The following is an 11947-nucleotide window of genomic DNA, read 5'->3' as shown; positions in this document are numbered from 1 at the left end:
TGAAAGAGTACGGCATCATCAAGCAGAATGTGGACGGCATTTTGCGGGTAACGCCCCGGCAACAGGAAAGGAAGCAAGAACTATGAGCATACCGAGGATGAACTACCCACAGTACCGCAAGGCCCGGAGGCTGACGCGGGAGTGCTGCAACAATATGGGCGGAAACTGCCTCCTGCTGGATAACGGCGAGGAATGTATCTGCGTCCAAAGCATTTCCAATTCCCTGCTGTGCCGCTGGTTCCGGGCGGCTGTCCTCCCGTTGGATGCTGTGCTGTGCGCCGAAGTCCTAAAGGAGCATGACAAAGTAAAGCGGTGCTGCGAGTGCGGGACAGCGTTCACGCCCAAGTCCAACCGGGCGAAATATTGTCCCGCCTGCTCCAAGAGGATACGCCGCCGCCAGGAGGCCGAACGGCAGAGGAAAAGATACCATCGGCCTACGCATTTAGAGGGCTAAAAGCCCACTGTTTTCAGGGCTTCCAGCGGCAGGTCGGCGGGGTGGTGGAATGATTTATCAAATACTCTCTAAAACGACGTTCTAACTGCGTACAAAATAAGCGCAAAAAACCGGGGCGCGAGGGCCGCAATCACGGCTCCCGTACCCCGGTTTCTTGATAACAGAAACTTGATATTGACGTCTATATATGGTATAATTTAATAAAATATAGTCAAGTAAGGAGGCCGCATCCTATGAGTGAACCCGTTTGTAAGCATGGAGAAGTAATAGGGAAAGATATTAGGTCTACCATATCAACAAGGTATCGAACTGTGACAAGGGCCATAAATCGTGAATTTTGGAATGCTACAAGTGATACACAGCACAGTTTTTATGTTGGCTCCTATGGACGCGGAACAGCTATAGATACGAGTGATCTTGATATTTTAATTGAATTACCAGAACAGGAATATCGCCGTTATGATGTTGCAAAGGGAAATGGTCAATCACGTCTATTACAGACTGTCAGAAATGCTATATTAACCACTTATCCCCGTAGCGACATTCGCGCAGATGGTCAGGTTGTAAAGATAAATTTCAGTGATGGTATACGGTTTGAAGTACTTCCAGCATTTAGGAATTGGGATGGAACATATAAATACCCCGATACAAACATGGGTGGAAACTGGCGTGCTACAAACCCAAAAGCCGAACAAAATGCGATGAAAGAGAAAAATGATAGCAGTGGTGGCCTTTTGTACGACACTTGCAAGCACATTAGGCGTATTCGGGACGAGCATTTCAGGAGTTACCATTTGTCTGGGATTGTGATAGATAGTTTTGTTTATGTGGCAATGGGTAATTGGAGATGGCTTCCAGATGGGGAAAGCTCGACATCTGAATGGGGAGATTATGAAAGGACATTGCTTAATTACTTAAATCAACATTCCTACCAGTTTTCACCGATTTATTTAACTGCTCCAGGAAGTGGACAAGAAATTGATACGGCTGATAGTGTGGAGTGTTTACGGAAAGTGTTACAATACATGATAGAGTAACTTGAAGTAATAGGGGGATATATTCTAAGTGGAAAAAACGCACAAGGAAAAGTTGGAAATTCAAATCCGAGAGGCATACGGTAGACTTGTCTATACTTATACAACGCAGCTTAAACAGGCGGAACAACTCACAAACAAAAATCAGAATGTTAAGCACTGGCAGATTGGGCTTTCTGCGGTAACTACTGGCGGAATTTTGACGGCAGTAATTTCAAATCAAACAGTATTGACATGGATAAGTGCTATTGTTTCAACCGCCCTGCTTGGGTTGAACCTTTATATTAAAGACTTTAATTTGGCCGAAGATATTAGGCGACATCGCTCAACCGCAGATGCCCTTTGGGTTATACGAGAAAAATATGTTTCCTTATTAACGGATTTTGATACGTTGAGCGAACAGGAGATTACCAATATACGAGATGCGTTACAGGAGCAAACGGCAAAAATCTACCAATCCGCTCCATCGACCAATGCTAAAAGCTATGCTGCGGCACAAAAAGCTCTTAAAGAAAACGAAGAACAATTTTTTAGATCATCAGAAATTGACCAAATGCTACCAGAACATTTACGGAAAAATAATTCTCAAAATTAAAATATTAAATAGGGGCGCAGGGGCCTAATTATGACCTCCTGCGCCCCTATTTTACCGTACTGTATCCCACCTTCTACCGTTTACACAAACGGCCCGCAGGCCGTTTGTGGCACCTGCGGAGCAGGTACACCCGCGTTGCGTCTGTACCTGTTCCGCAGGTCGTATTTCCCCCTCCTGCTGGCTGTCCTATGCTTTCAGACAGGCGGCTCCCCTGTTACTCGTCCGTAAAGAGAAAGCGCATATCCTCGAAATCAGCGTCGGACATCGCCTCCAACTTCCTGACTGTCCGCTGGGCCAGTTCCCGCATATCCCCGCCCAGGTCAGGGAGGGCGGCGGTCATGCGTCCCATCGTCCTGTGCCGGTCGGCCTTGTAGTAGACACAGACCAGGTTTTCTTCCTCAACCGTGAAATGTACCATCATCCTACCTCCAATTCGTGATTTTTCGTTTTGGCCGGGGCCTTTTTCGGAGCGGCGGCACTCTTGGCATCGGCAAGCTGCTTTCGGATAGAGGGCTTGCGGCCAATTTTGATCTTGAACGTGGCCGCACGGTTCTTCTGCCTGCTCTGGCGGGCGGCGTTCAACAGGCCCCGCAAGGCGTCCTCGCTCTCCGGCTCATAGTGCTTGCTCACCACCTTGCCATGCTCGGCTATCATCCCATAGATGCCGTGATTGTACTGCTCATAGGGATAGCGGCCCTCGGTTCCGTCCTCAAATTTCAAGCTGACTTCCTGAATGGGAAGCGCCTGCTGTTCCAGCTTGGCGGCGTGCTGGCGATAGTCCAGCTCATAGAGATTGCCCATCACCCTGCCGTCCTGCAAGCCGGTGATCTCCACGGCGTAGGCCAAAATGCTATCCCCGGTGGTGGCGTGGAACGCCCAGGTATGGCTTGCCTGGCTCTCTTTCAAATAGGCGTCACGCTCCCGGAAGCACTCGGTTCCACAGTGACGGGACAGCCACAGCAAATGGGTGTTTTCCTCAGTAGGATGCTGTGCCGCCTCCATGAACATTTCCATGTCATAGCGGAAATCGCTCTTGTAATGCTCGGTGTTCAGCTCCATCACCGCCCCCAGAGAAGCGATGATGTCCACGTTTTCATATTTTCGCAATCGTCACACCTCCAAATCCTGCGATTTTTCTTTTGCGGGCGGCTTCTGCTGCTGGCCCTCCTTGGCCGCTTTCAACTGCGCCCGGATAGAGGGCTTTTCCTCCCGCTGTGCTTTCCGGGCCTTGGCCTGCAATTCGCTGGGCTTCTCACCGGAGAGGGGCCGCAGGAACGAAATGCGGTCAACGACCCAGATCGTGTTATCGTTCAACTGCCGCTGCCACGCCTCGGCCTTGGGCGACCAGCGAAACCCGTTTTCTTTCAGTGCGTTCCGGGTGGTCTCGTCGGGCTTGCCGTCAAAGAAAATTTGCAGGCGGTTGGCCTCCCGGTTGATCTCCACTGTGCCGCCGTCGAACTCCCAGCCCACAAAGGCGTTCTCCCGCTGGCGGGTCAACTGCTCAATGCGGCTCCGTACCTGCCGGATGTTGGCGTTGTTGTTGGACAACTGCCAGGGCAAAAAGGGAGCGCCACCGCCGCCCTCGGCCATGCCGGACTGAAACGCCCCTATGCTCTTTTGGGAGAGGTGGGGACAGCCCTCCAACGACTTGTGCTTGCGGTAATAGGCGTTCACCGCTTTCATCATTTCCTGCTTGGCTTCCAGCTTTTCCAACTTGGCCTGCAACTTTTCTAAGGCGTTGGGGTCGTCGGCGCTGATGCCGCCCATGCCGGTACTGCGGATTTTGTCAAGCAAGCCCTGAATGTGCTGCCATTCCTCCATATTCTTATCATCGGCGGCAAGCTGTTTCTGCTTTTTCTTCACAGGGAAATTCGCAGGCCCGGCGATCATCACGGAGGGGACACGGGCGGCGATCTCATAGCCCTTGTTCATGTTTTGGGCCAGCAGGCGGGCGTAAGTATCAAGAAGCTGGTCTATCTTTTCGTGGAACTCCGGGTCAACCCGCTTCTTCTGCCGCTGGGCGATCTCCACCGCCTTGTCCACCATACTGCGGTACTCCGCCGTGGCGCTGCCGGGCTTGTAGTCGTAAAAGCTGTTGGCTTCCTTGGCACGGCGGGCGGCGTCCTCGTTGATGGTGTAGTAGTGAACGGGGGCCTGCGGCGGCTCCGCTGGCGGGGCGGCAACCGGCTCCCCGGCCTCCGGCTGTTCCGGCGGGGGCGTGTTGTTGATAATACCGTCGATCATGTTCTCGTTCTGCTCGGTGGACAGCTCGGCGGTACGCAGGGGATTTTCCCGCAAGAACTCCGGCACTTCCTGAAAGCCCACATCATCGCAATAATGGGCCTCCTGCCGGTCGCCGTGGCGAAGCACCACCACGTCGGAAACGGAAAGGCTGTGGCCCTTGAAGTCGGCGGGCCGGTCGATGTTGAAACGGGTAAAAATATCTTCCAGCGACATACCCGGCGTAAGGGGCGCGGTATAGATCAGGTCATAATTTGCCGGGTCAACGGCAAGGCCCGCCGCCTGCAAGCGGTCGTAAGGCTCAAAACGCAAATCCCGCGTTTCGTCGCCCCGCTTGATCTGATAGATGGAAAAGGTGTCCTGCTCCTGTTCCACGGCGCTCCGCTCCACCAGCGTCTTTTCGGCACGTTCCCGCACATCGTCATGGAGAGGAAGCGAGTCAGCCCGGAAGCAGAGGAAAAGCCCACGGTGTCAAACACATAGTCAACATCGGCATCTGTCAGCGCCCCAGCCGGATAATACGGCCTTGTCGTGGGCGTATCGCTCACTTTTCCGCCCATGATGTCGTAATGCAGGCCGGTTTCGATGTGGGTACAGATTTTGCCGTCAACAGCCAGCGTCGCATAGTACCAGCCAATGTACCCGCTGCTCTGATCGTCCGTGCCGTCGTACAGCTCCACATTCAGGACAGTATAGGGCTTCAAGCCCTTTTCGGCGGCGACAGCGTTATCCTTTTCCGCCCGCTTCATCAAGGCATCAAGGGAGGCTTCCTTTGTGGCCTGTACGATCTCCGGGTTATACTGCACCAGAACGGAATTGATACACTCGCTCCGCACTTTCACCGTCTTGGCTTTCGGCGTCCTGAAATTGCCGATGAACAGGGATGTACCGTTGTCAAAGCGGATGGACATATCGCTTGTGCCTCGCCACTTGCCACGGCAAGGAGAAGTTTCGATTTGGCCCGTCGTACAGCCGAATGTTTGGGCGATAATATTTATCCTATCCTGCAAGGGCAGATTTTCATATCCCTTGGCGATCTCAACAGCCTTTTTCTGTAAGTCCGTCAGAACAGGGGCGGGCGGCGTGGTCTGCTCCGGCGTGGTGGGCGGTACTGCTTCCGGCTCCGGCTGGGCGGGGGCTTCATAGCCAGCGGCGGCGTATTCCTCCACGGTCATACCGGCTGCGGCGGCTTCCTGCGCGATCTCGTCCTCCACCTGCTGCCGGTACTCCTGCAAGTCCACGTCGAAGTCGGCCAGACGGGGCGGCTCCGGCAACTGATACTGGCCCTGATTGAGAAGCGGGCGGCACTCCCGAACATAGTCCAGAACAGCGTTGAAATAGGCGGTCTGCTCCGGCGTCAGCGTTTCCCCGGACTGCAAGGGCCGCTGGGCCTCCCGTTCCATAGCGGACAGATTACAGTGCAGTTTCAGATAGGGAACGAACTCGCCCAAAATCATATCCCGTTCGGCCTTGTCCTGCTCCCAGCCCCCTATCCCGCTGGCCTCGATCACGCTCTTTTTCCAGCTTTCAGACTGTGCGTAATATTCGTGGTAACTCTGGATATGGGCGATCAGGGAACCGTCCCCGTCGCCAAAGTCCTGCCGTCCCTCGTAATTGTCCGGCTGGCCGTTCATGGTGAAGTCAATGCGGAACTTGGTCTTGTCATAGCCCGGTTCGTCCCGCATGGCGTCGTCCAGGGCCTTGAAAACAGCGTCCGCTTGGGAAAGGGGCAACTGCTCCCCATCCCGCAGACCAGGGCTTTCACTCCAAATCACCGTCACAAGCGGCTCCGCGTCCGGGTCAAGGAGAAGCGGGGGTGCTTCCTCAATCTCACGCTCCACACGCATCTGCACCGAAGCGTCCACGTTGCCATGCTGTATCTCATAGCCCTGTTCGCACAGTTCATTGATAAGGTCAGCAACCTTGTGATAGTCCCGCACGACGTTGGCGTAGTCCACGATCAACCGGCGTTCCCCGTTGCCCAACCGCTGGCCGTCACGCTCGGCAAAGTCGATCAGGGCGTTGGCCTGCTGCTTCGGGGTAGCTCCCGGCATGAAAGGCTTGTCGTTGATAAGACCATCCAGCCCGTTCCAGATGGACGGGGCCTGCTCCTGCCGGGCCTCCCGTTCCTGCTGAAGCTGGGCAAGGTGGCCGTCAATCTTGGTTATCAGCTCATTGGCCGTGGCCCGGATGGTTTCAAGGGAGGCTTTCAACTCGGACAGCTCCTTGCCGCCGCTCCACCCGGCCACATAGCCGAACGAGTAGTCCAACGTGTCCAGGCCGTAGTGCTGGCAGACGGTATAGGCCACGCTCTCGGCCTGCACCTCACGGGTACGGCGGTCGGGCCGCTGGGCCAATTCCTCCGGCGTGGCGTCCTTGTCAATGGCGTGGAGGGTGGCGTGGGCGATCTCATGGATAGCCGTTTTCAAGGTCTGCAATTCGCTCATACCCTCTTGGACGGCGATGCGCCTGTCCTCCAGGTGGTAATAGCCGTGCGCCCCGCTGGGGATGTCCTCAAAGGCGATAGGGACGGGGGAAGTCCGCTCCAAAGCGGTGAAGAAGTCCTGATACTGCTCCACGCTGCCAGTCAGCTCGTCCACGGCGATGTCTGGTATCTCCCGGCCCTCGGTCTGCGACACGTCGAACACGGACACCACCTTGAACGCCGGTATGGTGATCTCCTTTTCCTCGATCAGCGGCTTCCCGTCCGGGCCGGGGATGGTCTTGCCGCTGGCGTCCAGCTTTTCCACCTGCCGCCGCACCTTGTAGGGGGCCGGGGCCAAAATCTTGATTGCCTTTTCGCCCCGCTTCACATGGCGTTCAAAGTCGTCTTTCCACTTGTTGTAGCCCGCCACCAGGGAGGCGTCCGGCTTCTGCATGGCGATCAAAAGCGTGTTGTTGAAGCTGTAATTGTGGAACTTGGACATGGCGGTGAGGTAGTTTTTGTACCGCTCACTCTCAAAAAGGGCCTGAATACCGGCTTCCAGCTTGTCCGTGATCTCTTTCATGCGCTCGGTGTTGTTTTTGCCGGTCAGCACGATAGGGATAACCGGCTGGGAGGCCGGGGCGGTCTGCTCCGGCTCCTGCCGGGGGCGGCTGGCCTCGTCCCGTTCCACCTGCGGGGGCGGAAAGGACAGGACGCAGTATTCCTTTGGAATGGGCTGGCCCTCATGGACACGCTGCCACTGGTCGCCGCTTTTGAGGATATAGCCGTACTCGGTAAAGGCCCCCTGTTCCTGCTGGGCGATGTACTGGCCGAACGTCCGGGTGTCAATGGCCGGTTTCCATTCCTCCGGCATATCCACCATTTTAGAGCGGTACAGATAGTATTCACCCAACTGCGCCGCCGTGCGGACATCCGGCAAATTGACGTAGTAATCCAGGTTGTCGGCATAGTCGATGATACGGCCCATCGTCCGCAGCTCACTTTTCGGCTCCTGCAAGGCGGCGTTCAGCGTGGCGATCTCGTAGGCGTCCAGCTTTTCCAGCCGGGCAGCAAGGAAATTCAATTCGTTAATGCCGGAGGCCATCGCCATATCATAGGGAATAGCCAGGTGGCGGCTCTCCGGGGTGGAAAAGCCGCTAACGGTATAATCCCAGGGATTGTCCTGTGTGACGCCGATCTGTCCCATCGCCGCCTGTACCTGCTCCGGCGTGGCGGGGAGGGCCAGCCAAACGTGCCGGCCAGTCCCGTGCTTGCTGATCTGTATTGAAAATACTTCGCTCACTTGGTCGCTCCTTTCTGTTCAAAAAAATATTCCCCCGCCCTCTGCTGGACGGGGGAACGCCGGTTGTTACTTCTTCCACTCCATGCGGAAATTGACGTACTTGCCGCCGGTATCAGCCAGAAGCACCGTGCCGTCGTAGGTCTTGCCGGTCTTGGGGGAGAATAGGCCCTTGATCTTCACTTTGCCGTGTTTCAGCAGAGCGGCGGCGATCTTCGGGGTGAACGTCTTTTTCCGTTCCTCAAAGAAGCGGTCATTCTTCCACATGACGAACTGACAGGCCCGGTTGCCGCAGTAGTAGTTTTTCTTCCCCTCGTAGACGGTTTCGCCGCACCGGGGACACGTCCCCACGGCCACACGGTCGGACTGAAACAGCTTTTGCTTGTCCTCGCTGATGCAGGAGTAGGCTTTTACCAGGTCGCGGGCCTGCGCCTCGATACCGGCCATGAACTCGTCCGGGTCGCCCTCACCCTTGGCAATCTCGGTCAGGCGGCTTTCCCATTCGGCGGTCAGGGCCGGAGAGGTCAGCGTTTCCGGCAGTACCGCCGCTAGGTTGATGCCGTCCTTGGTAGGAAGAAGCTGCTTGCCCTTGCGCTGGATGAAGCCCGTCTGCACCAGCTTTTCCAGTACGGCGGCACGGGTGGCGGGCGTCCCCAGCCCCTTGCGCTCGGCGTCGTCGGGGATGTCCCCAGCTCCGGCCCGCTCCATAGCGGACAGCAGGGTATCTTCGGTGTAGGGCTTGGGGGGCGACGTGAAATGCTCGGTGATGGAAGCGGCCACGCTGTCAAAGGTCTGGCCCTCGGTCATGGCGGGCAGTTCCACCACGGCCTCGGCGTCCTCGTCGGCGTCGGTTTTCAGGGAGGCCCGGAAACGGCGGTCGATGTCTTTCCAGCCGGGAGAGAGGACAGTTTTGCCCTTGGCGGTGAAGTCCTGTCCGGCACAGGTGAACATAGCGGTGACAGCCTTATACTCATGGGCCGGGGCCACAGCGCACAGCAGCTTACAGCAGATCAGGGACAGCAGTTTCCTTTCACTGTCCGCCAGCCCCGCAAAGCCCTGTTTCACAAACTCCGCCGTGGGGATAATGGCGTGGTGGTCGCTCACCTTGGCGCTGTTCAGAACGCGACAGATCTCCGGCGAGAACGCCGCGCCCTCCATGAACGCCAGCATGGGGACGATACCGGCCACGATGCCCGCCGCCGTCTGCTCCATGTCGTCGGAGAGAAAGCGGCTGTCCGTGCGGGGATAGGTCAGCAGACGCTTTTCATACAGAGCTTGGACGTAGTCAAGGGTCTGCTTCGCCGTGAAGCCAAAGAGCCGGTTGGCCTCCCGCTGTAAGGCGGTGAGGTCGTACAGCTTGGGCGGCTGTTCGGTCTTTTCCTCCCGCTGGATGGAAACACAAACGGCCTGCGATCCCTCGCAGGCCGTCTTGACGTTCTCCGCCTCGCCGGGGATGGTGAAGCGGTCGCTTGCCGCCTCCATGCCGTCAGCGGCGATGTGGACGATGTGATATTTCTCTTTTTTGAAGCCGGAAATTTTGGCGTCCCTGTCCACCAGCATTTTCAGGGTGGGGGTCTGGACGCGGCCCACGGTCAGGGTCTTGTGGTACAGCACAGAGAAAAGCCGGGTGGCGTTAATGCCGATCAGCCAGTCCGCCTTGGCCCGGCACAGCGCCGATTGATGCAGCGGGTCATAATCCCGGCCCGGTTTCAGGTTGGCAAAGCCCTCCCGGATGGCGCTGTCCTCCATGCTGGAAATCCACAGCCGCTTCATGGGCTTGGTACAGCCCGCCAGGTGGTAGACTGTGCGGAAGATCAATTCGCCCTCCCGCCCGGCATCGCAGGCGTTGACAACCTCGGCCACGTCCTCGGAGCGCATCAACATCCGCAGGGTATCGAACCGCTCCCGCTTGTTCTCGGAGATGGTAAAACGCCAGCTCTCCGGGATGATGGGCAAGTCCTCATAGCGCCACTTCTTGAAACGCTCGTCATACAGGCCAGCGTCCGCCAGCCCCGCCAGGTGGCCGACGCACCAAGTCACGATGTAGCCGTTGCCCTGAAAGTAGCCCTCCTGCCGGTCGGACGCACCGATTACGGCGGCGATGCTCCGGGCCACGCTGGGCTTTTCTGCAATTACTAATTTCATTTAAGATACCTCCTGTTGCAGTATGTCGAAATTTATTGTATAATACTAAAACAATTTGAAAGTATGAGAGGTGAGAGATATGCTGTCCTTTTTACAAAATCCATGGGTTGTAGGTATCGGCGGAGGCATTATCAGCGGAATTATTGTGTTTTTTATCACTAATTGGATTTATAAAAGGAAAGATGCCTCAAAATATTTAGAGCAAATAAGTCGCGCAAATACAGATATTATCCAAACTCTCAAACCGTATGTTGCGGAGCAAGGATTACCCGAAAAGGAAATTGTTGATGCTATTATTGTGTCTACTGCCAGAAAATACAATGTAAAGAGCGATGAATTGTATTCCATTCGGATTATTTGCGAAGAATTGATTAGAGAAATTGTTGAAAATGTTTATGTTGCAAGCGATAAAAAGCGGGAATACTCGCTTCAATTAAAAGAATACTTACAAGCTCCCAGTTCAGAACAGCATAAGCAGTTGTTGATTTCCGACATCAAAAAGGAAATTGATAATGCAGACACAATAATGGAAACCAATTACAGACGAAAAACCGCAACTATGATAAGTATGTTGCTATCTCTTTTTGCGGGATGCTTAACAGTAATACTTTCGGTGTTTTCGACAACTTTTTTTGATACACCATTTCCATTTTGGAACACCGACGAATTAGAACTTATTCTTTTAATTTTCCTTGCATTTAGCGTGTTAATGGTAGCATATACACTTGTTTTTGTCACAACAAAAAGGAAGAGCAGGGATAATATAACACATTCAAAAAAAGCAGATGCAGATAATGAAAAGCAGTAAACGATGCTTCCTCGCCATTTATGATAATGGCGAGGAAGCTCTTTTTAGTTCATACTATCATCTTTTTCAATTACATCATCTTCATCAAAATCATATTCCGACAAGTCGGTGCTGCCGGACACGTCAACCTTGGGTTTGCGGAACTTGAAGTAATACAGCGCCCCGCCGCCGCCCGCCAGGGCCACGATCAGAAACACCAACAGACCGCCCATGCCGCCCTTGCTCTCCTTGACAGGCGTTTCGGGTTCCTCTGGCTCCTGTGGCTCCGGCGCGTTCCCCAGGCAGGCGCTCATATTGGACGCACAGACGGCGCAGGCGGTATTGACGGCCCCAGCCTCGCATTTATCCGTACAGGTGCAGACGGCGGGCGCTTCTTCCTCCACTTCCATCAAGGCCAGCAAATCGGCCTCGTCCACCTGATTGAGAAAATGCACCGTGTTTTCGCCGTCCCCGGCCCGGTCGATGATGATGTAAAAGTAGTTGCCATTCTTGGAAACGACGGTGATAAACTGCTTGTCCTCGGACGCCTCGCCGTCGATGTCATCCACCAGGCTCATGTTCCCCTCCGGGGTCAGGGGCTTGGGGGTCACGTCAGACGGCACTTCCCCGGTCGGCTCCACTGGCAAGACATCCCCGGCCTCGTCGCCGCCTCCGGCAAAGGCGGTCGTGGTGAACAGGGAGAGGGATAGCCCCACAGCCAGTAGGGCGGAGATCAGACGGGCAAACCGCTTATTCCTCATGGCCGCTGCCCTCCTTTTCGTGATAGGGGGTCAGGGTGGGGGCGCTCTGCAAGGCCCCGCCCCGCAGGAACGCCGCAAATTCCTCCCTCGTCATGTTCATGCCCCGGACAAGCTGGATGATCTGCAAATTCTCCTGCTCGGTTTTCTGCCCCTCCAGCTCCCGAAGCTGCTTGTTGTACTCCGCAATCTTGGACTTCACTTTCTG

Annotated in this window: 11 protein-coding genes; 4 read left to right on the top strand and 7 right to left on the bottom strand. The window is 55.2% G+C overall.

Going from position 1 to position 11947, the window contains the following annotated elements; all coding sequences use genetic code 11:
- Nucleotides 1-82: 82 nt before the first annotated feature.
- The 3 genes from Q0Z69_RS15220 (at nt 83) to Q0Z69_RS15210 (ending at nt 2083) form a co-directional block, all read left to right on the top strand.
- Entirely contained in the window at nt 83-454 is a 372-nt protein-coding gene (locus Q0Z69_RS15220) for a cysteine-rich VLP protein (RefSeq protein WP_298035251.1), read from the top strand.
- Nucleotides 455-687: 233 nt separating this feature from the next.
- Entirely contained in the window at nt 688-1491 is an 804-nt protein-coding gene (locus tag Q0Z69_RS15215) for an SMODS domain-containing nucleotidyltransferase (RefSeq protein WP_298035250.1), read from the top strand.
- A gap of 28 nt (nt 1492-1519) precedes the next feature.
- Nucleotides 1520-2083, top strand: coding sequence for a DUF4231 domain-containing protein (locus tag Q0Z69_RS15210; RefSeq protein WP_298035249.1), 564 nt, complete (start codon nt 1520-1522; stop codon nt 2081-2083).
- Between the two features lie 214 nt (nt 2084-2297).
- On the opposite strand, the gene Q0Z69_RS15205 is transcribed toward Q0Z69_RS15210, so the two are convergent.
- From Q0Z69_RS15205 to Q0Z69_RS15185, 5 genes are all read right to left on the bottom strand, one after another.
- Nucleotides 2298-2501, bottom strand: a complete 204-nt coding sequence (locus Q0Z69_RS15205) for a transposon-transfer assisting family protein (RefSeq protein ID WP_298035248.1) — start codon at nt 2499-2501, stop codon at nt 2298-2300.
- Nucleotides 2501-3190 carry a hypothetical protein gene (locus Q0Z69_RS15200; protein ID WP_298035247.1) on the bottom strand — a complete coding sequence of 230 codons (690 nt, stop codon included), beginning with the start codon at nt 3188-3190 and terminating at the stop codon, nt 2501-2503. The genes Q0Z69_RS15205 and Q0Z69_RS15200 overlap by 1 nt, the downstream gene beginning before the upstream one ends.
- A 3-nt stretch (nt 3191-3193) precedes the next feature.
- Nucleotides 3194-4636, bottom strand: coding sequence for a YodL domain-containing protein (locus Q0Z69_RS15195; RefSeq protein WP_298035252.1), 1443 nt, complete (start codon nt 4634-4636; stop codon nt 3194-3196).
- Nucleotides 4567-8052, bottom strand: a complete 3486-nt coding sequence (locus tag Q0Z69_RS15190; RefSeq protein WP_298035246.1) for an LPD25 domain-containing protein — start codon at nt 8050-8052, stop codon at nt 4567-4569. Before Q0Z69_RS15190 ends, Q0Z69_RS15195 begins: the two co-directional genes overlap by 70 nt.
- 66 nt (nt 8053-8118) lie before the next feature.
- Nucleotides 8119-10194: a DNA topoisomerase 3 gene (locus tag Q0Z69_RS15185; RefSeq protein WP_298035245.1), complete on the bottom strand. Its 2076-nt coding sequence runs from the start codon at nt 10192-10194 to the stop codon at nt 8119-8121.
- A gap of 79 nt (nt 10195-10273) precedes the next feature.
- Between Q0Z69_RS15185 and Q0Z69_RS15180 the strand changes: the two genes are divergently transcribed.
- Complete coding sequence (locus tag Q0Z69_RS15180) at nt 10274-11002, top strand: hypothetical protein (protein WP_298035244.1); 729 nt, start codon at nt 10274-10276, stop codon at nt 11000-11002.
- Between the two features lie 44 nt (nt 11003-11046).
- Here Q0Z69_RS15180 and Q0Z69_RS15175 read toward each other — a convergent pair whose 3' ends face one another.
- Both Q0Z69_RS15175 and Q0Z69_RS15170 read right to left on the bottom strand, forming a co-directional pair.
- Nucleotides 11047-11742 carry a DUF4366 domain-containing protein gene (locus Q0Z69_RS15175; protein WP_298035243.1) on the bottom strand — a complete coding sequence of 232 codons (696 nt, stop codon included), beginning with the start codon at nt 11740-11742 and terminating at the stop codon, nt 11047-11049.
- The coding region (locus Q0Z69_RS15170; protein WP_298035242.1) for a DUF4315 family protein at nt 11732-11947 on the bottom strand (216 nt) is incomplete at its 5' end. The genes Q0Z69_RS15170 and Q0Z69_RS15175, both read right to left, overlap by 11 nt.

This window comes from uncultured Dysosmobacter sp., assembly GCF_947631165.1.
GTDB lineage: Bacteria > Bacillota > Clostridia > Oscillospirales > Oscillospiraceae > Oscillibacter.
The sequence above is the reverse complement of the archived record's forward strand: the minus strand, read 5'-3'. Positions and strand labels throughout refer to the sequence as shown.